Annotated in this window: 21 protein-coding genes, 1 tRNA gene and 1 riboswitch; of the genes, 12 read left to right on the forward strand and 10 right to left on the reverse strand. The window is 59.2% G+C overall.

The window, feature by feature from the left end; genetic code table 11:
* Positions 1–26: 26 nt before the first annotated feature.
* Together G5287_RS03595 and G5287_RS03600 are read left to right on the forward strand one after the other, a co-directional pair.
* A complete protein-coding gene (locus G5287_RS03595) occupies positions 27–422 on the forward strand; it encodes an acyl-CoA thioesterase (RefSeq protein ID WP_216952694.1) in 396 nt (131 codons plus the stop codon).
* A 44-nt stretch (positions 423–466) separates the two neighbouring features.
* Positions 467–1168 (forward strand): hypothetical protein, encoded by a 702-nt coding sequence (locus G5287_RS03600; RefSeq protein WP_216954488.1) that lies wholly within the window; start codon positions 467–469, stop codon positions 1166–1168.
* A 44-nt stretch (positions 1169–1212) separates the two neighbouring features.
* Here G5287_RS03600 and G5287_RS03605 read toward each other — a convergent pair whose 3' ends face one another.
* The 3 genes from G5287_RS03605 to tyrS form a co-directional block, all read right to left on the reverse strand.
* Entirely contained in the window at positions 1213–1953 is a 741-nt protein-coding gene (locus G5287_RS03605; RefSeq protein ID WP_216952695.1) for a lipase secretion chaperone, read from the reverse strand.
* Positions 1950–2861, reverse strand: coding sequence for a lipase family alpha/beta hydrolase (locus tag G5287_RS03610; RefSeq protein ID WP_216954489.1), 912 nt, complete (start codon positions 2859–2861; stop codon positions 1950–1952). The genes G5287_RS03605 and G5287_RS03610 overlap by 4 nt, the downstream gene beginning before the upstream one ends.
* 168 nt (positions 2862–3029) lie before the next feature.
* Positions 3030–4295 carry a tyrosine--tRNA ligase gene (tyrS, locus tag G5287_RS03615; RefSeq protein WP_227341558.1) on the reverse strand — a complete coding sequence of 422 codons (1266 nt, stop codon included), beginning with the start codon at positions 4293–4295 and terminating at the stop codon, positions 3030–3032.
* A gap of 145 nt (positions 4296–4440) precedes the next feature.
* Here tyrS and G5287_RS03620 point away from each other — a divergent pair, with 145 nt between their 5' ends.
* On the forward strand, positions 4441–5289 hold the full coding sequence (locus tag G5287_RS03620) for a helix-turn-helix transcriptional regulator (protein WP_421230865.1): 849 nt from the start codon (positions 4441–4443) through the stop codon (positions 5287–5289).
* A gap of 12 nt (positions 5290–5301) precedes the next feature.
* Here G5287_RS03620 and G5287_RS03625 read toward each other — a convergent pair whose 3' ends face one another.
* Together G5287_RS03625 and G5287_RS03630 are read right to left on the reverse strand one after the other, a co-directional pair.
* Positions 5302–6078 (reverse strand): substrate-binding periplasmic protein, encoded by a 777-nt coding sequence (locus G5287_RS03625; protein WP_421230866.1) that lies wholly within the window; start codon positions 6076–6078, stop codon positions 5302–5304.
* 109 nt (positions 6079–6187) lie between these two features.
* A complete protein-coding gene (locus G5287_RS03630; RefSeq protein ID WP_421230867.1) occupies positions 6188–7420 on the reverse strand; it encodes a hypothetical protein in 1233 nt (410 codons plus the stop codon).
* A 644-nt stretch (positions 7421–8064) separates the two neighbouring features.
* Between G5287_RS03630 and G5287_RS03635 the strand changes: the two genes are divergently transcribed.
* Positions 8065–8553, forward strand: coding sequence for a GNAT family N-acetyltransferase (locus tag G5287_RS03635; protein WP_421230868.1), 489 nt, complete (start codon positions 8065–8067; stop codon positions 8551–8553).
* A gap of 4 nt (positions 8554–8557) precedes the next feature.
* Complete coding sequence (locus tag G5287_RS03640; RefSeq protein ID WP_421172994.1) at positions 8558–9412, forward strand: AraC family transcriptional regulator; 855 nt, start codon at positions 8558–8560, stop codon at positions 9410–9412.
* 96 nt (positions 9413–9508) lie between these two features.
* Here G5287_RS03640 and G5287_RS03645 read toward each other — a convergent pair whose 3' ends face one another.
* The gene (locus G5287_RS03645; protein ID WP_421230869.1) at positions 9509–10096 is read right to left on the reverse strand and encodes a superinfection exclusion B family protein; all 588 of its coding nucleotides are present in this window, start codon (positions 10094–10096) and stop codon (positions 9509–9511) included.
* Positions 10097–10265: 169 nt separating this feature from the next.
* Positions 10266–10372, forward strand: a riboswitch (yybP-ykoY riboswitch).
* An 88-nt stretch (positions 10373–10460) separates the two neighbouring features.
* Here G5287_RS03645 and G5287_RS03650 point away from each other — a divergent pair.
* Entirely contained in the window at positions 10461–11447 is a 987-nt protein-coding gene (locus G5287_RS03650) for a sodium:calcium antiporter (RefSeq protein WP_421230870.1), read from the forward strand.
* A 70-nt stretch (positions 11448–11517) separates the two neighbouring features.
* Here the strand turns inward: G5287_RS03650 and G5287_RS03655 are convergent, their stop codons facing one another.
* From G5287_RS03655 to pepA, 3 genes are all read right to left on the reverse strand, one after another.
* Complete coding sequence (locus G5287_RS03655) at positions 11518–14370, reverse strand: valine--tRNA ligase (RefSeq protein ID WP_421230871.1); 2853 nt, start codon at positions 14368–14370, stop codon at positions 11518–11520.
* Positions 14371–14434: 64 nt separating this feature from the next.
* Complete coding sequence (locus G5287_RS03660) at positions 14435–14890, reverse strand: DNA polymerase III subunit chi (protein ID WP_040068777.1); 456 nt, start codon at positions 14888–14890, stop codon at positions 14435–14437.
* A gap of 174 nt (positions 14891–15064) precedes the next feature.
* Entirely contained in the window at positions 15065–16573 is a 1509-nt protein-coding gene (gene pepA / locus G5287_RS03665) for a leucyl aminopeptidase (RefSeq protein ID WP_005336423.1), read from the reverse strand.
* A 172-nt stretch (positions 16574–16745) separates the two neighbouring features.
* Here pepA and lptF point away from each other — a divergent pair, with 172 nt between their 5' ends.
* Both lptF and lptG read left to right on the forward strand, forming a co-directional pair.
* Complete coding sequence (lptF, locus tag G5287_RS03670) at positions 16746–17858, forward strand: LPS export ABC transporter permease LptF (protein WP_421172974.1); 1113 nt, start codon at positions 16746–16748, stop codon at positions 17856–17858.
* Positions 17859–17883: 25 nt separating this feature from the next.
* Positions 17884–18954, forward strand: a complete 1071-nt coding sequence (lptG, locus tag G5287_RS03675; protein ID WP_216952705.1) for an LPS export ABC transporter permease LptG — start codon at positions 17884–17886, stop codon at positions 18952–18954.
* Between the two features lie 66 nt (positions 18955–19020).
* On the opposite strand, the gene G5287_RS03680 is transcribed toward lptG, so the two are convergent.
* Complete coding sequence (locus G5287_RS03680; protein ID WP_421172973.1) at positions 19021–19554, reverse strand: RDD family protein; 534 nt, start codon at positions 19552–19554, stop codon at positions 19021–19023.
* A gap of 143 nt (positions 19555–19697) precedes the next feature.
* On the opposite strand from G5287_RS03680, the gene G5287_RS03685 reads away from it, so the two are divergent.
* The 4 genes from G5287_RS03685 (at position 19698) to G5287_RS03700 (ending at position 22535) form a co-directional block, all read left to right on the forward strand.
* Positions 19698–19783, forward strand: a tRNA-Leu gene (locus tag G5287_RS03685).
* Between the two features lie 113 nt (positions 19784–19896).
* A complete protein-coding gene (locus G5287_RS03690; RefSeq protein ID WP_136501646.1) occupies positions 19897–20922 on the forward strand; it encodes a tyrosine-type recombinase/integrase in 1026 nt (341 codons plus the stop codon).
* On the forward strand, positions 20919–21704 hold the full coding sequence (locus G5287_RS03695; protein ID WP_421230872.1) for a hypothetical protein: 786 nt from the start codon (positions 20919–20921) through the stop codon (positions 21702–21704). The genes G5287_RS03690 and G5287_RS03695 overlap by 4 nt, the downstream gene beginning before the upstream one ends.
* A gap of 597 nt (positions 21705–22301) precedes the next feature.
* Positions 22302–22535, forward strand: a complete 234-nt coding sequence (locus G5287_RS03700; protein ID WP_136501644.1) for a hypothetical protein — start codon at positions 22302–22304, stop codon at positions 22533–22535.

A 22535-nucleotide genomic window follows, 5' to 3' on the forward strand; every position in this document is an offset into this window, starting at 1 on the left:
GCGGTTCAATGACAAGGAGTCAACCCATGCTGGAAATGCAGATCCAACCCCGCTTTCAGGAGACGGATGCCCTCGGCCATATCAACAATACGGTGCCGGCGGTCTGGTTCGAATCGGCGCGGGATCCCCTGTTCCGGATCTTTTCCCCCGATCTGGATGTGCATAACTGGCATCTGATCATCGCGGGCTATACGGTGCAGTTCAAACGGGAGCTGTTCTACGGCCAGCCGGTCACCATCAAGACCGGCGTGCGCCGCATCGGCACCAGCTCATTTACGGTCTGGCAGGAGGCCTGGCAGGGCGGCGAACTGGCCGTCACCGCCGAAACGACCCTGATCCATTTTGACTACCGGACCCGCCAATCCCTGCCCCTGAGCGATGTTCACCGGGAAGGGCTGCGGGCCTGGCTGACAGAGAGTTAACCACGGGCCGGATGGCCCATCACAGGAGTGTTATGTACAACTCAATGCGCAACACAGCGATCGCGCTGACCCTGGGATTCTGCTCCCTCCCTTCTCTGGCCGCTTCTCTCGCCGAGCAGTTTACCCTGATGGAGAAGGGGGCCGAGAGCGCCCTCGATATCCGTCAATTCAGCCATGACGGCGTCGATATCAAGGCCTGGATCGATGGCGCCCCCGTCATCATCGCCGTGCCCATCATGAACGAGCTGGGCAAGCTGGAAGGGGAGAGCCGCTACTACTTCAAGGGCGGCAAGCTGTTCGGGGTCAAAGAGCCCGCCGCCCAGTTCGCTTTTGACGACAGCGGCAAGCTGACCCAATGGCTGGACGAGAAGGGCCAGCCCGCCGAGTTTGTCAGCAAGATGAGCATGCAGCAGCGTCAGGAGTGGCTCACCAAGCGGGCCGCCGAGCTGAGCAAGCTGTTCGCGCCGAGCGCGGCCGAGCAGAGGGCGGCCAAGGGTGGCGTCAAGCTGAAGGGGGCGGATCTCGCTCACTGGCTCTGCAACGGCAAACTGATGGATCTTGCCCATGGCGACAAGGTGATCTTCGAGCAGGATAAGCTGAAGATTGGCGAGCAGGGGATCGAGGGGGAGGTCTCCCTGCGTCAGGATAAGGGGTGGCAGGAGTTGAGCCTCAAGTGCGAGGTGCAGGGCACTCAGGTGACCCGCCTCACCTGGCAATCTTTACCGGCAACCAACAAGCCGCAATAAGTGCACCACAGCAAGGGGCCCATCGTGGGCCCCTTGTCATTGGCTCATTGTTCCCCCAGCTTGAGCCGGGTGAGCGCCTCGACCCGGCGCCACTGTCCGGGTTCGAACCAGCGGGCCAGCAGCTCCTGTTGCTGTTCGGCCCGGGCCTCGTTCGGCAGTTGCCTGAGTTCGGCCAGAAAGCCGCTGAGCTGCTCCTCGAACCCTTGCCGGTTCTGCTCCAGCTGGCGCATCCGATCCACCGCTTCCGGCCCCCCCGTCTCCAGCAGCAGGGCATCCCGTTTGGCTGGCTCCATCTGTGCCAGCTCTTGCAACTCTTCAAGCAGGCGGCTGTTGGCCTCAGCCTCGCGAAACCAGCCCGGTTGCTCCGCCAGCCAGAGATCCAGCTCGCTGGCCAGCTGCGACTTGTCGCTGTCTCTTGCTTCCGCCAGCGCCCTGCGGCGCAGGGTCAGCTGCTCCATCAGTCGATCCTCGGCAAACAGCTGGGCCTGCTCGGCCGGGGTAAAGCTCTGCTGGCGCAGCTGCTCCCGCTCGTCAAACAGGATCTGCAAGCTGGCGAGGGAGATTTCGGTGGGCACCGTCAGGCTGCTCTGGGCGGAGACAAAGGTGCGATAGCGCGCCTGCAGGGCATCGGCGGCCTCCTGCTCGGGATCGTGCGGGTGGCTCTGTGCATGCTGATTGGTTTGAGCCTGTGATGAGTCTGCCGTCGGTGCTGTGGGCCAGAGCAACACCCCGCCAAGCAGCAGGGTGATGGCGCAGGGCACGACGAGCAGGGTGGCGATCTTCATAGTCCCAGCTCCTTGAGACGGTTGGCATGCTGGCGATAGAGGGTGACCGGATCGGTCTCGAACAGATGGTGGATGCCGAATGACTGGTTCACTTCGTCCAGATGGTTCATCCGGTAGTCGGTGCCGATCACCTTGCCGAGGTGACTGCTGCAGACTCCGACCAGCCCGTCATTGGGCTCCTTGAAGAAGGCGCCGGTCAGCGCCAGCGCAGGATCCACCGGATCCAGCAGATTGGTCAGGTTGCCGCGCCCGCTCCAGGAGAAGTAGTAGACGCCGTTGCTGGCCTGCATCGGCCCCTCGCCGCAATAGCGGCTGGGCAGCCCCTCCGGGTAGCGCTGGTTGAACTGGCTGGCCCCCTTGCTAGTGAGGGCATCGAGGGCGGCGACCGGATCTTGCGGCAGCTGGCTCCCGCCCGAGAGCAGCGAAATCATGTCGGAGAGGGCGTGGGCTGCGGCGGCCGCCAGCTTCTCAGCGGCCGAGCCGGGGGCGGCATTGGCCCGTACCAGATCGGCAATCTCGGAGCCGTAGTTGACCCCGCCGACGCTGGTGGCGGAGGCGACCAGCTCGGGGGCGACCGAAGCGACATAGCGGATGGTCGGGCCGCCATGGGAGTGGCCGATCAGGTTGACCTTCTCGGCGCCGGTGGCGGCCAGCAGCAGTTCAATCTGGGCGAGCAACTGCTCCCCCCGCTGCTCGGAGCTGGCGGTAGCAGATACCTGAGCCACGTAGACCTTGGCGCCATCGCGGCTCAGGGCTTGCGGAATGCCGTAGAAGTAATCGACCCCGAGCAGCTTGTCGAAGCCGAACAGGCCGTGCACCAGCACTATGGGGTAGCGGGTCTGGGTGTATCCGCTGGCGTGTGCCAGCATGGGCAGGGTGCAGAGCAGCACCAGAAGCCATCTCTTCATCATCAGCATCCTTGTTGATTCGTGAGGAACAGATTGTGTGGCGTACTCCATGTTCGCCGGTGCCAGTATGGTGGCTGCTGACGGGAGAGGCTGTGAGGGGGATCGCAACTCGGGAGTCAAAAGGGATTCAGGGGGCGGGCAGGGAGGCTGTGCTCCCCGCCCTGCGGCTTATTGCCACGCCACCAAGTGATACTGCTTTTTGCCCCGGCGCAGCAGCAGGTAGCGGCCAAACAGCCGATCAGTGGCACTCAGCTGATCATCTTGCTTGAGCACACCATTGAGGCTGATAGCGCCCGCCGCCAGCAGCTCGCGGGCGATGCGTTTGGAGTTCGCCAGACCGCAGCTGACCAGCAGGCTGACCAGATCCGTCTCGCCGCTGACGGTGCTGCACGGCATGCCATCCTGCGCCAGCTGGGCCAGATCGCTCTCGCCGAGGCGGGCCACATCGCCGCTAAACAGTAACTCGCTGATGCGCTGCACCGCCGCCAGCGCCGCCTTGCCGTGTACCAGCTCGGTCAGCTCGTTCGCCAACACCTGCTGGGCCTGCTTTCGCCCCTGCCGCTTCGCATCTTCCGCCTCCAGTGCATCAATCTCGCTCAGCGGCATAAAGCTGTAGTAGCGCAGGAAGCGGTAGACATCCTCATCTGCGGTGCCGAGCCAGAACTGGTAGAAGGCGTAAGGGGAGGTGAGCGCCGGATCGAGCCAGACCGCGCCCCCTTCGGTCTTGCCAAACTTGGTGCCGTCCGCCTTGGTGATAAGGGGCAGGGTCATGCCGTGCACCTGCGCCTGATGGAGGCGACGGGTCAGATCCATGCCGCTGGTGATATTGCCCCACTGGTCGTTGCCACCAATCTGCAGGGTGCAACCGAGCCGCTGGTGCAGCACCGCAAAGTCGTAGGATTGCAGCAGGGCGTAAGAGAACTCGGTGAACGAGATGCCCTGATCCGGGCGGGCCAGTCGCTGGCGCACCGACTCCCGCGCCAGCATGCCGTTGACCGAGAAGTGCTTGCCGATATCCCGCAGAAAATCGAGGGCGGACATCTGCCCCATCCAGTCGCCATTGTTGACCAGTTGCGGGGCCGACAGGCCATCATCGGCGGGCAGCAGCGCCCTGATTTGGGCCGACAGGCTGGCGACCCAACCCTGCACAGTATCGGCACTGTTGAGGCTGCGCTCGGTCGCCTTGAAGCTGGGATCGCCGATAAGGCCGGTTGCCCCGCCCACCAGTGCCACCGGGGTGTGGCCCGCCAGCTGGAAGCGGCGCAGCATCAAGAGCGGCACCAGATGACCGATATGCAGGCTGCCGGCGGTGGGATCGAACCCGCAATAGACGGTGCGCGAGGTGGCAAGATGATCGGCCAGGGCCGCCGGGTCGGAATTCTGGGCCACAAGGCCGCGCTCGGTCAGCTCATCGAGCAGGTGGGGGTTGATCATGTGTGCTCCAACAACAGGGGAAAAGCCGTCATCCTCGCCGTTCTGGCTGGTGGCGGATATGTCCCCTGAGGGACATTTTTGCCACTCTCGTGCTAGTATTCAGCCATAGCGGAGAATCGCTCCCCGCCACCGGAAACGTGCCACCATGACCCAGCCATTCACCACAGATGCCTTGACCCGCAGCATGACCGAGGTGGTCGATGCCCTGCACAGCTGCGCCTTTGCGGCGGCGCTGGTGCGGCTGATCCAGCAACAGGTGGCGTTTGATTGCGCCCTGCTGCTCGGGGTGGGGCAGCGCCCCGTCTACCTCTACGACAACCTCAATCATCAGCGGGCTCTGCTGTTTGACCGCTACCTCACCAGCCACTTCAGTCAGGATCCCTTTATGCAGGCGCTGGAACAAGGCTTGCCTGCCGGCGTCTGGACCCTGGCGCAGGTCTCCCAAGGGCGGCTCGATCCCGAATATCGCCACCACTTCTATCAGGCCACCGGCTGGCAGGAGGAGGTGGGGCTGATCCTGCCGGTGCGGGACGGACTGACGCTGATGCTGTTTCTGGGGCGACTCGACAAGCGCAGTACCCTCAGCCGTGACGAGCTGGTAAGGCTGGAGCAGCTGTTCCCGCTGGTTCATTCGCTCTGTCGTCAGCAGTGGCAGCAGAGCCAGCCGTTGCTGGCCCAGAGCGCGGCGATGCCAGATAGCATCAGCCTCCGGAGTGCGGTGGAGCAGGCGATGGCGAGTGTCGGGGGGGATTTGCTCACCCGGCGCGAGCGGCAGGTGGCGGAGTTGCTGCTGCAGGGATTGGATACCGAGGCGATTGCCGCGGAGCTCGGGATTGGCAGCGGTACGGTGAAGAATCACCGCAAGCACCTCTACGGCAAGTTGCGGCTCGGTTCGCGGGCAGAGCTGTTCAATCTCTTTCTGAACCACCTCATTACGGCTCCGGTGGAGGCATCGCAGGCGTCATCGGCGGGAGATAGAGAGAGCCCGCCATAGGGCGGGCCGGGGTTACTCGAGGCGCGGGATGGGGGGATTGGTTTCGGGCAGGATACTGAGCAACTGGTAGCGCTTCATCAGCTGCTTGTATTCATCCCCCTGTCTGACCTTGTCCAGCGCCTGTTGCAGGCGGGCAACCTGTTGCTTGTTTGCCCTCAGGTTGAAGGCGAAGCAGTTGTCCTGCTCTTCAATGATCGCGACGGTGACAAAATCCTCGCTGGGAAAACCCAGCTCCTTGGCCTGATGGCGCAGCATCACCTCGTTGCCTGCCACCAGATCGGTGCGTGCCATGATGAGCTGGCGCACCACCTGATCCATGCGCTCCACCGACATCATATTGCTCGGGCTGATCCCACGGTTGAGCAGCAACTGCTCCCCGACATCCGCCTGCATCACACCGATCTGCAGCTTGGCGAGATCCGCTTTGCTGGCCACTTTGGGGGCATCCTGCTTGCGGCCGACCAGCGCGACCCTGGAGTGGCTGATGGGGCAGACCCAGAGGAAGTGGGGATCCCGCTCCTTGGTGTGCGCCGTGGTAAAGAGCACGGCCTCTTGCTGCTGGGTCAGCAGATACCAGCCGCGGGCCCAGGGCAGAAAGTGGATGGGGTGCTCCGGCTCCCCCATTTCGCGCCACATCAGGCGCAGCAACTCGACCGCCAACCCCACAGGCTGACCATTTTTATCCTGGCCATTGAGTGGCATGTTCTGCTCCGAATAGTAGATAAGTGCCGGAGCCGGGAGCGCGATAAACAGGGCGAGAGAAGCGAGAGCAGGGAGCAGACGACGCATGATGCACTCCTTGTGCGGGTAGTTACCTAACAGTCTATGTGGCCTTTTCCATAACGTCATGATCCGGTAGCGGGATAAAAAACAGGCCACCTTGCGGTGGCCTGTCGGTTTATTTGAGCAGGGCTTCCATCTCCGCCTCTGCCTTGGCGCGCGCCTTGGCTTCCGCCGCTCTGGCGGCATCGGCGACGCTCTCTCCGGCCGTATGGGGGGCGGCACTGACGGCCTGTTTGGCTGGCGCGGCAACAGCCTTGGTGGCTTCCTGTGTCACAGTAGCTGCGGCGGTGCTGACTGCCTGTTTGGCTGGCGCGGCAACAGCCTTGGTGGCTTCCTGTGTCACAGTAGCTGCGGCGATGCTGACTGCCTGTTTGGCAGGAACGACAACAGCCTTGGTGGCCTCTTGCGTCGCGGTCGCAGCGGCGCTGCTGACGGCTTGCTTGGCAGGAGCGGCAACGGCCTTGGTGGCTTCTTGCGTCGCGGTCGCAGCTGCGCTGCTGACGGCTTGTTTGGCAGGAACGGCAACGGCCTTGGTCGCTTCCTGCGTCGCGGTCGCAGCTGCGCTGCTGACGGCCTGCTTGGCAGGAGCGGCAACTGCCTTGGTGGCTTCTTGCGTTGCGGTCGCAGCGGTGCTGCTCACCGCCTGTTTGGCGGGTGCAGTGACTGCGGTGGTTGCAGTGCGGGTAAGAGCGGTCGTGCTTTGGCTCACCGCTTGGGTGGCCTGCCCTGTGGCGTTGGCGGCTGCGCCGCTGATGGCCTGGCTGGCGCTGTTGGTCAGCGAGCCGGTGACGCCGCGAGTCACTGTGCCCAGCGCGCTGTCAAGGGAGAAGGGGGAGGCGCCACTCTGACTGGTTGCCGTACCGGTCAGGGCATTAGCCGCCGGGGTGAGCTGGTTGGTGGGGGTCTGCCAGCCCTGCATGGCGGTTGGCCAGGTCGGTGCCGTGCCCGCCAGATTTTCGCCGAAGGTCAGGGTGGTACCATCCCCTTTTTGCAGCAATACAGACATCTGGTTGGTTTGCGAGTTCCACACCATCCCCGCCTGCTTGGCGATATCCGGCACGGGCGCATACTCGGAGACCACATAGAAAAGCGGCCCCTCCTGCTGTAACTTGTCGGCCGTCTTGAGCAACTGCATGGTGCTGTCGTAGTTGGGGCCAAGGATAGCGGTCATCCGATCCTTGATCAGGGGTTGTTCGAACAGATTGACCTCGTTCGGGTCAAAGCCGACCAGCGGCTTGAGCAGGGCCCACATCAGCTGGCTGGTGGGGCTCATCATCAGCAATGGAGCAACGCAGGCGGACAACATCAGGCTCAGGCAGGCAGCCTTGAGCAACGGCATGATACGCATTGGGATAATATCCAAATAACGATTTGATAAATAAGGTTATATTTTGTCAGGACGTGACAAATTCACCGGGAGTTTGCGCGTGGCAGCGAGAGACTGCCCACAGGCGCTGGCAGGCTACCATATTGGTTCCACAATGCCAGCAGGCTGTATGATTATCCGTCAAGTAAACTCGGGGCCGGGTTGATTGCTGGAGTGGGCCTGAGAGTCTGGCGTTCCCCTGCGATGGTGCTGCCAGTGGCCACATGGCAGCAAAACCAGAAGAGGATTTCAAGGGGCCAGTGAGGCTTTTCTTGATCCAGCTAAAGACATGGACGTGATCCCTGTCGCATAATGCAGCTCCTTTCTACTCTTGGCTGGAACCTAAGAAATGGCTCGTCGCTCTTCTAATGCACAACGTCGTCGCAGTAGCTGGTGGTACAAACGCCTGTTGGCAAGGGAGCGGCAAGAGCGCGAAGCGCGTTCCGTCCGGGATTGATAAAGCATTGAAAAACGGAGCGTTTGCTCCGTTTTTTTTCACCTATGAAACTGGCTGAATGGCTCAGTGTGCAGCCCTGTCTGCCGACAATAAATCACTCTGACCGTGCCGGTTGTATGGACTGATGCGATGGATGATGCATGATGGACGTTTCGAGAAGGAGCCTCATATGCAGATTACCATCCGTCATGCCGAATCCGCCGATGCCCCCGCCTTGCGATCTCTATGCCATGCCCAGGCGGGCACTTTGCACTTGCCTATGTCTCCCCTTAGCCAGTGGCAGAAGCGGTTGGAGAGTGACAGCGTGGTGGCACTGGTCGCCGATGTTGACGGCTTGCTGGTAGGCCAGCTCTCGCTGCTGGTTGAGCCCAATCCGAGACGCAAGCATGTGGCCTGTATCGGTATGGGGGTACGGGATGACTGGGCAGGCAAGGGGGTGGGCTCTGCCCTGATGGCTGCGGCGTTGGATCTGGCCGATAACTGGCTCAACCTGCACCGGATTGAGCTGACCGTCTATACCGACAATGAGGCCGCACAGGCGCTCTATCGCAAGTTCGGTTTCACGCAGGAGGGGCTGGCTCGTGACTATGCCTTCCGGCAAGGGCGCTATGTGGATGTGTTCTATATGGCCAGAGTTGCGGGGGGCGTCAGTCGCTAATGGCATGGTCGATTATCAGGCCAGATTGCGCCCGGTGATCCGGGCGCTGGAGCAGAATCCCGAGCTCTGCCTCAGTGAGGCGGCCAGTCTTGCGGCGCTCTCCAGCTATCACTTTCATCGGGTCTTTACCGCCGTCACCGGTGAAACCCCGACCGAGATGCAGCGCCGCCTGCGGTTGGAGCGGGCTGCTCGCTCTCTCTGCTACAGTCGCGACCCGATCACCGAGATTGCCTTCTCGGCCGGTTTTGCCAGCTCACAGGCCTTTGCCAAGGCGTTTCGCAAGCAGTTTGCCATGGCACCGGGGATGTTGCGCCGCCAGCCGTCACTCTTGCAACTGAGCAAGAATGGACACGCGGCTGCCCGGGTCTCTGATTATGCTGAAGGCCGTTCCAGTGAAAGGAGGCTACAGATGAAAACCGAACAGATGGCTGCGCGCACTCTGGCCTATATCCGGGTCACCGGCCCTTACGGCATAGGCTATGAGCCGGTGTGTGACCAGCTCTATCAATGGGCTGTCGGGTTGGGCTTGGCCGAAGGGGAGTGGATCTTCATCTACCACGACAACCCCGAAGTGACGGCTCCCCAGCAGCGCCGCACCGATATTTGCGTCACCGTGCCGGCGGGCACCAGGGGAAGTGGCAATGTGGAGATCCAGCAGCTGGCGGGCGGCCGCTATGGCCAGTCACGTTTTACCGTGACCGACCCGGCCCAGTACCCCGCACTCTGGCAGCAACATATCGGTGAGGTGGTAGCGGCCGGTTTCGAATTTGATGATCGACCCTGTTTCGAGCTCTATCACAGCTTCGATCCGGTGACCAAGGTTGCGGATGTGAGCTTTTGCTCCAGCCTAAAGGGTTAGGGCACAACAAGACGTAAGGGATGGTACAGAGCATCGCGCAGAAATTAGAGAGCCGGACAGTGTCCGGCTCTTTTGCATCTGGCGGTTGGGCGGCGGTTAGCGCTGGAACCCCTTCTGGGCGAACTTGGGGCGGGCGTTCATGATCTGCTCCACCTGTTCGTCGCTCATCTTGCCACGCGACAGCCCCAGCACCTTGTAGGTGAGCAGCGGTCGGGCGGGCAGGGCGATCATCAGGGCGCGGATCTGGTTCTCGTCATCCTTATCTCGGGTCGGCTTGCCGTAGGCATAGGTGAGGACGCCGGCATCCATCAGGTTTTTGACGGCGGGCTCGGTGATCGGCAAGTTTATGACGCTTTTACGCTGTAGCACGAACTCGCGCAGCACCGCCTTTTCGTTGAAGTCGAGGAAGCCGATCATCTGGGCCAGCTGGTCCTGCTGACGGCGCGCCTGCCACTCTTCGCAAGCCCACTCCCAGGCGATCAGGAAGCCCTGACTGCAGAAGTAGGAGATGGCGATCAGCATGCCGACCCCCAGCCAGGCCGCATAATCCGCAGCCCACTGGCTGACGGCCCCTTTCATCAGCCCGGCCGGAAACAGCAAAATGATGCTGCAACAGAGCAACAACCAGACCATCAGCCAATTGAGGCGGCTGAGTTGATAGAAATGTTGGATCCACCGTTTCATTGTTCATCCTTCCCAAACTGTTGTGGATAGTGAACTACCTACAGCAATCGGTGTGCCAACAGCGTAATGGCGCCGGGGAGGGGAGGCTGGCGATACATTTCCTTACAACTTATTGAATGAGTTATCAGTAATTTGCCTTGTGAGGTGACGGTCGAGTTGGTAAAACGTCCCCTCAGTCATTGGGGAGTAGCAACCCGCCCGTATTCCGGGCCGGGCCCATGTCAACACTCTTGGATCCTCGCATCCATGGCATGGGCGGCGATAGGCACTATCGCTCTGCAAGACCTTTGGCCTCGATATGCACGCCAGCCGGGCGAGCCATGTCGGGTCCATCGGTTATTCTGCTCGCCTGGCGGTATCTATTATGTTGATTACCCTGCTGTTATTTCTCGTCTCTGCGGTCACCATCTACCTTGCCTGCGAATACTTCGTTAACGGCATCGAATGGACCGGACACCACTTCAAACTCTCGCAAAGTGCCACTGGTTCGCTGCTGGCTGCACTGGGTACGGCGCTGCCCGAATGCATCGTCACCCTGACCGCCCTGCTGATAGGCAATACAACCGCCCAGCAGGAGATCGGCATCGGCGCCGCCCTCGGCGGGCCGCTGGTGCTGGCCACCATCGGCTATGGTGCGGTCGGTCTCACTCTGCTGCTTTGCATGGGGCGTACCGAGCGCGCCATCAATGGGGAGGTACAGCGCGAGATTGGCCGGGATCAGCGCTGGTTTATGGGAATCTTTCTGGTGGCCACTGTACTGGGTCTGGTCGCCTTTACCGGCAAGAGCTGGCTGGCCCCGCTCTTCCTGCTGGTCTACCTCGTCTATGTAAGGCGCGAGCTGAAGCAGAGCGACAGCCATAAGGTCGAGTTGCCTGAGCCCCTCAAGCTGGCTCCAAATGCCGGGATCCCGCCTCTTGGCAAGGTGCTGCTGCAGACGCTGGCTGCGTTAGTGGTGGTGGCGCTGGCGGCACAGCTGTTTGTCCATCAGCTGGAGAGCATGGGCGAACTGTTTGGCCTCTCGCCGGTGCTGGCGGCCCTGCTGTTGAGTCCGGTGGCGACCGAGATGCCGGAGCTGATGAACGTGCTGATCTGGGTGCGACAGGGCAAGAATCGGCTGGCGCTGGCCAATATCTCCGGGGCCATGATGATCCAGGGCACTATCCCCAAGGCCTTCTGCTTGATCTTCACCCCCTGGTTGCTGGATGGTGCCATGATGGCCTCCTCGCTGGTGACGCTGCTGGCGGTGGGGTTGCTCTGGTGGGGGTTCAGAAAGGGAGTGATGACCGCCGGGCGGTTGGCGCTGGTGGGTCTGCTCTATCTCGGCTTCTGCGGCTGGCTACTGGTGAGCTGAAGCGAGAAGCGCGGATATGAAAAAGCCCCCTTGGGTCAGGGGGCTTTGCTGTCGCGGTTGGTCGCGGCGCTTACAGGGCGGCGATCTCGGCCTGCTGGGCTTCCAGCTTGGTCAGCTGGAGACGGTAATCTTCCAGCTTCTCGCGCTCTTTGGCGATGACCGCTTCCGGCGCCTTGGCGACGAAGGCTTCGTTGCCGAGTTTGCCTTCGATACGGCCGCACTCGCCCACCAGACGGGCAACCTCTTTAGCCAGACGGGCCAGTTCGGCATCCTTGTCGATGAGACCGGCCATCGGGATCATCAGCTCGGTGGCACCGATCAGCTTCTTCACTGACAGCGGGGCGGTTTCACCGTCCGCCAGAACGCGGATGGACTCCAGACGGGCCAGCGACTTGAGGAAGGCCTCGTTGTCAGCGGCGCGCTGGGCATCCTTGGCATCGCACTGGAGCAGCACGTTGAGGGGCACGCTCGGGGCCACGTTCATCTCGGCGCGGATGTTGCGGATACTGACGATGAACTCCTTCACCCACTCCTGATCCGCCATCGCGGCTTCGTCCACCTTGGCGGCGTCGAACTCCGGGAAGGCCTGAATCATGATGGTGTCGGCGTGTACGCCAGCCAGCGGGGCGACCGATTTCCAGATGGTCTCGGTGATGAACGGGATGATCGGGTGCGCCAGACGCAGCAGGGTCTCGAGGACGCTGACGAGGGTGTGGCGGGCAGCGCGTTGATCGGCCTCGGAACCCTTGGTCAGCACTGGCTTAGTCAGCTCCAGATACCAGTCACAGAACTGGTTCCAGATAAATTCGTACAGCACGCCAGCCGCGATATCGAAGCGATAGGTATCGAGGGCGGTGCGGAAGTCACGGATGGCCACTTGCAGCTGGGACTGGATCCAGCGATCTGCCAGACTGAACTGCATCTCGCCACCGGCAAAACCGCAATCCTGATCTTCGGTGTTCATCAGTACATAGCGGGAGGCGTTCCACAACTTGTTGCAGAAGTTGTTGTAGCCATCCAGGCGCTTCATGTCCCAGTTGATGTCACGACCGGTAGAGGCCAGCGCTGCCAGCGTGAAGCGCAGGGCGTCGGTACCGTGGGCATCGATCCCTTCCGGGAATTGCTTGGCGGTACGCTTGGCGATCTTCTCGGCCATCTGCGGCTGCATCATGTTGCCGGTGCGCTTCTCCAGCAGATCTTCCAGCGAGATGCCATCGATCATGTCGAGGGGGTCCAGCACGTTGCCCTTGGACTTGGACATCTTCTGGCCCTCTTCGTCACGGATTAGGCCGGTGATGTAGACGGTCTTGAACGGGACTTGTGGCTGGCCGTTTTCGTCCTTGATGAAGTGCATGGTCATCATGATCATCCGGGCAATCCAGAAGAAGATGATGTCGAAGCCGCTCATCAGCACGTCGGTCGGGTGGAAGGTCTTGAGCGCCTCTGTGTTGTTCGGCCAGCCCAGGGTGGAGAAGGTCCACAGGGCGGAGCTGAACCAGGTGTCGAGCACATCTTCGTCCTGACGCAGGGTAGTCACGGACGGGATGCTGTGCTTTGCGCGCACTTCATCTTCGCTGCGGCCCACGTAGACGTTGCCGGCGTCGTCATACCATGCAGGGATGCGGTGACCCCACCACAGCTGACGGGAGACGCACCAGTCCTGAATGTCGCGCATCCAGGAGAAGTACATGTTTTCGTACTGCTTTGGCACGAACTGGATGCGGCCATCTTCCACCGCCTCGATGGCGGTCTTGGCCATCGGTGCCACGCGTACGTACCACTGGTCGGTCAGCATCGGCTCGATGGGCACGCCACCGCGATCGCCGTAAGGCTGCTGCAGCACGTGATCCTTGATCTCGGCCAAGAGGCCCAGCTCGTCCAGCTTGGCGACGATGGCCTTGCGGGCGGCGAAGCGCTCCATCCCGGCGAATTCGGTCGGCAGGGCGGCGTCATAGGCGGTGCTGGGGTTGCCGTTGCTGTCGACCACTTCGGCCTCGGCACGCACGTGGGCGTCCAGGGTGAAGATGTTGATCATTGGCAGGTTGTGGCGCTTGCCCACTTCGTTGTCGTTGAAGTCGTGGGCCGGGGTGATCTTCACGCAGCCGGTGCCCTTCTCCATGTCGGCGTGTTCGTCGGCAACGATGGGGATCAGACGATTCACCAGCGGCAGCAGAATGTGCTGACCGATCAGCGCCTTGTAGCGCGGGTCTTCCGGGTTTACCGCGACGGCGGTATCACCCAGCATGGTCTCCGGACGGGTGGTGGCGACGATCAGGTGATCCTGGCCTTCGGCAGTCTTGGCGCCGTTGGCCAGCGGGTAGCGAAGGTGCCACATGTGGCCCTTGATCTCGCGGTTCTCCACTTCCAGATCGGAGATGGCGGTGTTGAGTTTCGGATCCCAGTTCACCAGACGCTTGCCGCGGTACATCAGGCCATCTTCGTAAAGACGGACGAACACTTCCTGCACGGCGGCGGAGAGCCCCTCATCCATGGTGAAGCGCTCGCGCTCCCAATCCACGGAGTCGCCCAGACGGCGCATCTGGCGGGTGATGGTGCCACCGGACTCTTCTTTCCACTGCCAAATCTTGTCGATGAAGGCATCACGGCCGTAATCGTGGCGAGTCTTGCCCTCTTCTGCGGCGATCTTGCGCTCAACCACCATCTGGGTGGCGATACCGGCATGGTCGGTACCTGCCTGCCACAGGGTGTTTTTGCCCTGCATGCGGTTGTAGCGGATCAGGGTATCCATCAGGGTTTGCTGGAAGGCGTGACCCATGTGCAGGCTGCCGGTGACGTTCGGCGGCGGGATCATGATGCAGAAGGAGTCTTTGCTGGTGTCGCCGTGGGGCTTGAAGTAACCCTGGGCTTCCCAGTGCTGGTAGAGCGCCTGTTCGATGGCGTTGTGATTAAAAGTCTTTTCCATGGTCTCGCCGTAATCTGGATGGATGGAGTCTGGTGTTGATTCTTTATGGATCAATTGGTTGCAGTCAGGGCTGCGCCGGATCCGGTGCGGCAAGGACGGGCTGATCCCTCATTTCGAGGGTATGGCCTGCCTGGCGATAGTGCTTGTAGCGCTCGCGGGCTTGCTGCTTTTGTGTTTCGTCAGTGGGGACAAAATCTACCACTTGAGCGAAGTGTCCTGCAAACAAAGGTGTCGCAGTGGCCAGATTGATGAGGCGGGCGTAGCGCCGTTTCGGTGGCTGATAGCCGATCTCCACCGGGGCCATGCCGCTTTCGCCTTGCAGCTGGTGCGGCACGAAGCGCTCCGGCGGCAGTTGCCACAACAGCTCGTCCAGGCGCAGGGCCTGGGCCTCATCGTTGCAGAAGAGGTAGATATGGCCCGCGCCCCACGACTCGGCCGCAAGAGTGCAGGCCAGTCGCTCGACCGCAGAGGCCTGCGCGTCATCCTGTTCGCTCATCAGGTAAAAGGTCACTTGGCTCATCAGGTTGATCCCGTTTTGCGGTGACGGAGTGTTGACCGCCTCATGAGGCTGACGGGGCGTTTCCCGTCCGCAACTCACTGATTCAAGAATGAAACAAGGAAGAGGCGGGCCTCTTCCTTGTGGTTCAGGGTAACGCCAACCCTTCCGATGCAGCCATCGGCAGGGGCCGGAGAGTTACTCTTTCTCTTCGATATCCACGCCAGCCCGGTTCAGCAGGAACTGGGTCAGCAGGGGCACCGGACGACCGGTGGAGCCTTTATCCTTGCCACTCTTCCAAGCTGTCCCGGCGATATCCAGGTGGGCCCAGTTGTACTTCTTGGTGAAGCGTGACAGGAAGGCCGCCGCGGTGATGGTACCGGCAGGACGACCGCCGATGTTGGCCATGTCGGCGAACGGGCTGTCGATCTGCTCCTGATACTCGTCGAACAGCGGCAGACGCCAGGCGCGATCACCCGCCTGCTCGGAGGCGTTGAGCAGCTCGTGGGCCAGCGGGTTGTGGTTGGCCAGCAGACCCGAGGTGTGGTGGCCCAGCGCGATGACGCAGGCACCGGTCAGGGTCGCCACGTCGATGACGGTTTCCGGATCGAAGCGGTCCACATAGGTCAGCGCATCACACAGTACCAGACGACCTTCCGCATCGGTGTTGAGCACTTCGATGGTTTGGCCGGACATGGAGGTGAGGATGTCACCTGGGCGATAGGCGTTGCCACCCGGCATGTTTTCGCAGCCTGCCAGCACGCCGATGACGTTGATCGGCAGTTGCAGCTGGGCCAGCGCATGCATGGTACCGAGCACGGAGGCGGCGCCACCCATGTCGTACTTCATCTCGTCCATGCCGTCGGCCGGCTTGATGGAGATGCCGCCGGAGTCAAATGTCAGACCCTTGCCGACCAGCACGATGGGCTTGGCATCCGGATGACCCTTGTATTCGATGATGGCCATCATGGCTTCGTTGTCGGAGCCGCGGGCCACCGCCAGATAGGAGTTCATGCCGAGCTCGGCCATCTCCTGCTCGCCCACCACCTTGGTGGTGATGTTGTCGTAGGCATCGGCCAGACGACGGGCCTGGGAGGCCAGATAGGCCGGGTTGCAGACGTTGGGCGGCATGTTCGCCACGTCGCGGCAGACCCGCACACCCTTGGCCACGGCCAGACCGTGAGCGATGGCTTTTTCACCAATGGTCAGTTCCCGACGCGTCGGCACGTTGAATACCAGCTTGCGCAGCGGGCGACGTGGCTCGGCCTTGTTGGTCTTGAACTGATCGAAGCTGTAGAGGCCCGCCTTGGTGGTTTCTACCGCCTGGCGCACCTTCCAATAGGTATCCCGACCCTTGACGTGCAGCTCGGTGAGGAAGCAGACCGCTTCCATGGAGCCGGTTTCGTTCAGGGTGGTGATGGTCTTGTTGATGATCTGCTTGTACTGGCGTTCGTCGAGTTCCCGCTCCTTGCCGCATCCGACCAGCAGTACGCGCTCGCTGAGCACGCCCGGTACTTGATGCAGCAGCAGCATCTGGCCTGGTTTCCCTTCCAGGTCGCCACGGCGCAGCAGCGAACTGATATAGCCATCGCTGATCTTGTCCAGTTGTTCGGCAACCGGAGAGAGGCGACGAGGCTCAAATACGCCGACTACGACGCAGGCGCTCCGTTGCTTCTCTGGACTGCCACTCTTTACACTGAACTCCATGGAATCTCCTACATCCTAAAGACAAAAGGCACCTTTTATTGAATAATGCGGTGCTTGTTGGGGTATCAGAGGCGGAGCGAACAGCCACAGGCTCCGCAGTTCAAACTGGTAAAAATCCAATATACGGCCCTATTTTTCAGGCATTCGACTAAAAACACAAGTTTACTTGGGAATGACTGTGATCGTTTTCCGATATTTGTTCAGGGAAACCCTGAAAACCCAGCTGGCAGTGTTATTCGTATTGCTGCTTATCTTTGTCAGCCAACAATTTATCAAGATCATCGGTGATGCCGCCGATGGCGAGGTGCCGACACGTCTGGTCTCCACCCTGCTGCTGCTCAACTTGCCCAATATGGCGTTGTTGATGCTGCCTATCAGTCTCTTTTTAGCCATTTTGTTTGCCCATGGTCGCCTCTACGCCGAAAGCGAGATGACGGTGATGCATGCGGTCGGCTTCAGCCACCGTTTCGTGATGCGCAGCGCCATGTTGCTGGCCTTGCTGACGGCGGTGGTCGCGGCGTTCAACACCGGCTGGATCGCCCCGCAAGCCAAGGAGCGCGAGTATCAGGTGATCGACGAGTTCAAGTCGGATCCGGGTATCTCCTTCCTTCAGGCGGGCCGCTTTATGGAGCTCGACAAGGGGCGTCTGGTTGCCTATATCCAGGATTTGAACGACAACGGCTCGAAGCTGCAGAAGATCTTCATCTTGCAGCGGGCCGAAGGCAGCAACCCCCCTTCGGTGGTGGTGGCCAGCGAAGGGGTGGTGACGATCGATGAGAATGGTCTGCAGTGGCTGACTCTGAAGGATGGTTCCCGCTATGAAGGCAACTTCTCCGGCAAGCAGTTCCAGATCTCCGATTTTCGCGAGTATGGTCTGGTGATCCGTCAGCAGGAGATGGAGCGCTCCAACCGCAAGGCGGCGGCCAAACCCACCATGGAGCTGCTGGGTACCCAGGAAAACGACATGATGGGTGAATTGCAATGGCGTATCTCGCTGCCCCTCTCCATTCCGGTGCTCACCCTGTTGGTAGTTCCGCTGGCGCGGGTCAATCCCCGTCAGGGGCGCTACGCCAAGCTGTTGCCGGCCATCATGCTCTATCTCTCCTACTTCCTGCTGCTCAGCGCCGCCCGTTCGGCCATCGACAGCGGTCGGCTGCCCTACTGGCCGGGGATGTTCCTGGTGCCGCTCGGTTATCTGCTGTTTATTGGTCTGCCCCTCAATTTGCAGGGCACCAGCTGGTGGAACGGGGTAAAGAGCAAATATTTCATAAACAAATCAAAATGATGAAGCCACATAGGAACTACCGCTGATGTTTGGCATTCTCGATAGATATATCGGCAGGGTCATTTTTATGTCGATCCTGCTGTGTGAGCTCACGCTCGTTGGTCTTGCTGCGCTCATCAAGTATGTGGAACAGCTCAAGTCTGTCGGAGAGGGCAACTACGACATGCTCAATGCTCTCTACTATGTGTTGCTCTCCATGCCCAAGGAGGCGGTGCTCTTCTTCCCGCTGGCGGCACTGCTGGGCGGTCTGATCGGTCTGGGCCAGCTGGCGACCAGCTCCGAGCTGGTGGTGATGCAGGCGGCGGGCCGCTCCAAGATCAGTATTGTAATGGCGGCGCTCAAAACCGCGATCCCGCTGATGATCCTGGTAGGACTGATGGGGGAGTATGTGGCCCCTGTCGCCAAACGGATGGCGGATGATATCCGTGCCGGTGCCATGTCGGAAGGGCGGCTTACCGTCTCGGCCTACGGGGTGTGGGCACGGGATGGCAACAACTTCGTTAATATCAACGGGGTGCGCAACGATGGTGCCCTGACCGGCATCACCCTCTATCGTTTCACCCCCGAGCGCAAGCTGATCGACGTGGTGCAGGCACGGGAGGGGGTATTTGAAAGGCATCACTGGCTGCTCAAGCAGACGCAGGTTACCCGCTTCGACGACCCAGCTCAGATCCGCAGTGAAGAGCACGACAAGATGGAGTGGAGCTCGGAGCTGACGCCCAAGCAGCTGGGGGTGGTGAGTATCGACCCCGAGAATCTCTCGGTCTCCGGTCTGCTCGACTACATCGGTTACCTGGACGCCAACAAGCAGGATGCCGGTCGCTACAAGCTGGAGATGTGGCGCAAACTGCTGTCACCGCTCTCGGTGGTGGCGATGATCCTGCTGGCCTCTTCTTTCATCTTCGGCCCGTTGCGTTCGGTGAGCATGGGGGCGCGGATGCTGATGGGGATCATGACCGGTTTCGCCGTCTATGTGAGTGATCGGGTGTTTGGCCCCATCAGTCTGGTCTATGCGGTACCGCCCATTCTGGCGGCTGTCGCGCCCAGCCTGCTGTTTGGCGGCATCTCCTTCTACATCCTCAGCCGCAAGCAGTAATTCACACGTGGTAATACAAAGAGGGCACCTGCTGGTGCCCTCTTTCGTTATTGCATTGATCCGGTATTACTTGTTCAACAATTCCAGATTGGCCTCTTTGCTCAGCACAATCACTTCGCATTCGGCCCAGATATCCTGGAACGCCCGTGGGCGCTTGCGGTTGAACAGGCACATCAGGTTGCCCAGACCAAAGGCGGCAGTGGCGAGACGGATCAGCGCCTGGGTAATACGGATATGGCTGCCATCTTCGTTCTGAATGCGCAGCCGCCAGGCGCGCATGCCGACGGTCTGGCCAGCGCGGGTCCAGAACCAGGTGTAGAAACCGCAGATGACGAAGGCGAGCCACAGGGTGTAGATCAGGCTCAGGGGGTGGCGGGTCAGCAACCAGACGGTATCTTCACCCGCCGGTACGCTGGCCATGCCGGTGACCAGCAGCAGCTTGGCGACCCCCATGCCGATAAAGCCGGCGATGATCAGCAGCGAAGTCACCACCAGCGCATCATAGATCAGGGCGCCGAGGCGACGCAGCAGACCTGCTGACGGGTATGGCTGAGTGGCGGGAGAGGGGGATTTTTGTTGGACTTTTTTAGGCTTGGCCATCGTTTTTATTCCATTAAGATGATGGCGGCATTCTATGTAACTGGCCCCGCATCAGCAAGGCGTTGAATAAATGAACAAACGGGAGTGTTCAATCGAAAAACACCTTGCATGGCATCGCGCCATTCGTATAATCCCTCGCAGTTGCCCGGGTGGCGAAATCGGTAGACGCAGCGGATTCAAAATCCGCCGGTGAATAACCGTGTCGGTTCGAGTCCGACCCCGGGCACCATTATTAAACCCTGTTTGGTCAACAGGTTAACGTAGCTGATGCGGCGTTATGTCTCCTGAGTACTGCGGTTGAAAACCAAAACTTCGTGCAATTTCGTGCAAAGGGTTTCAACCATGGCAAACATTCAAAAAATCACCGGTAAGCGTGGCAGTAGCTATCGCGTCCAGTTCATGAAAAATGGCCGTCGTATCGGTCAAACCTTCAAAACCAAAAAAGCAGCCGAAGCCTTTATGGCACAGCTCATTGTTTACGATGACATGGCCGATGCTTTGACGCACTCCAGCCTTTCCACAATCCTAATTGATTCCGCAATAACGGCATTTCTCGATCAGTACAAAGGCCGTGATCGTTCCATCATCCAACGTCTTGGTTGGTGGGCTGAGCACCTCCAGGGGAAGCCTGTCGGTAAGGTCACGCGCCAACACATCAAGGCTGCCCTAGATGTGCTGACAAAGCGCAAGAAGTCCCCGGCTACACTTAATCGCTACAAGGCGGCTATTTCCAGCTTGTTCGAGTGGTTTAACGAGCAGCACAATACCAAACACAATCCTGCCCGCGAAGTTCGCCAGAAGGCTGAAAACAATGGCAGCACCCGTTTCTTATCTGATGATGAGCTGTCCCGCCTGCTGAAAGCTGCAAGTGCCAGTAAGTGGGAACGCTTGCATCTGCTTATCCACATGGCTATCGCTACCGGCGCTCGTAGGAGTGAGCTGATCAATCTGAAATGGTCAGATCTCGATTTTCAGCGTAAGACGGCGGTCCTGGAGCACACGAAGAATAGTTCGAAGCGTGTTTTGACGCTGACAACAGCTGTTATCCAAGAGTTAATGCCGTTTCGTCAGGTGGGCGATGCTTATCTGTTCCCCCACACTTCTGAGCTGCATGGTCCGTTTGAGCATTTCGATCATCACTGGAAAGCATGCCTTATCGAGGCCGCAATCACCGACTTCCGATTCCACGATTTGCGCCATACCTGCGCCTCCTTGCTTGCCATGAATGGCGCAACCCTGTTGGAGATTGCCAACCACTTGGGACATAAAACTCTTGCGATGGTTATGCGGTACGCCCACCTGTGTTTGTCACATAAGGCAGCCCTGACTGAGCGAGTTTTTGGCAATATTGTGGGTACTCAAAAATGAATAATGAAAATATGAAGCATCTTTCCCAGAAAGTATTGAAAGGTCGTTTATTGTACGGCCATGACCTTAGGGAAGATAACCTACTGCAGTATGAGAGCTGCATGTATAAGAATATAAGGGTTCGTGCAGTACGTTCTAACTTCGACAGCTTGCTCGCAGAAGGTAAAGAACTACCTGACTGGATGAAGGCACTCCACACCAATCGAGCTAGCCGAGGCCTTCATGGGCCGACATATAGCAAGCGTGAGATATGCCCACGAGTGATTGCCATGGTACAGGTCATAGAGGAGCGCTTTGGAAGGATTAATGGGCGTCGCAATAGAAAGCTTCGGAGTGACATAGCTGCGCACCTTGGGTGTACACCACAAACGGTGAGTAACTATCTTCGCAGAAACGGGTATGAAATCGCCATTTTCGTTTTCTATTTTAGGTATGAATATCCCGAAAAGAACACGAGGAGCAACCCTAAAGCTGATCTTTGTGAAATGCTTAACATCCTCACAACACTAGTAGAAACACCCTTTAAGAAGATCTTTGATAAATTTGACCCAGTAGTTGTTACCTTCTTCTATAGTTTTCATCCGTCGGCTGAGCAGCGTATAAGTGCGCCTCGTTCGCGCAAGCTACAAATTACTCAGAGAAATAAAGAGAAGGATGATCGCGGCCGAACCCTCTTGGACGACCTTAAGTCCGAACAGTTAGAGTTAATGTCTAGAATGGAGTCTCTTAGTAGGCGAATATCACAAGCGGAAGAGCTTCTGCTGGGAAGTTGTTCCGAATAGTAAGTCACTGCATGGAAACCATGAAGCAGAAGAGGCGCCAGTTGCGCCTCATTAACCATATGTATTCCAACCCCAGTTCAACACAGAAGAAGCGGTAACTCCTCAAGGGGGATGAGCTCCGGTGTGTCACCAAAACTCTCGAAAAGTCCCTAACTATTCACCAGAACTATCTTTGATGGCATCAATTCCATGGGAATAGGGTAATCCGTTTTCCAAATAGCCTTTGCATGCATCGTTCTCGGCTCAGCAGACCTTATCCATAGCAATGCAGGGTCACAGTGTTCACTAGAAACATTAGCCGGGAGCAGATGGATTGAATAACCGGGTCATTGCTCATCGCAACCGTAGCTACAGTCTATTGCATGTGGACTCAGCAGCGCTGGCGCGTATTACTTTCGATGAGACGGTTTCTGAACGGTCACCAGTATCCTTCCAACTCAGCACCCCGTGACAGTACAAATTTGTGGGATGGCTAAGTTCGACCTGAAATATGCAAAAACAACAAATTTCATTTTTTTGCGAATGGCTAGCTGGATTGTTGCAATCTGCGTTTGACCAAAACCGCAGTGACTCAAGACAACAAATTTAGGGGGTTAGATGACTAATCGCGAACTTATTGGCATGACGCAGAACCTAGATAACTGGGTTCCGATGAGCCAGCTACCGAACATCTATAAGCAATTTGGCTATTCGACATTGAAGACGCTTTTCTGGAAACGCGCCGAACGCCCCGGCTTGGAAAGGTGCAGCCGTCTGGTGGGGAAGCGTCTGTATGTCAATGTGCCGTTATTCGGCCTGTGGCTGGCGGGTCAATTACCTGAACAGCAGTAG

Origin of the sequence: Aeromonas sp. 603079 (assembly GCF_049172135.1) — a bacterium.
GTDB lineage: Bacteria > Pseudomonadota > Gammaproteobacteria > Enterobacterales > Aeromonadaceae > Aeromonas > Aeromonas veronii.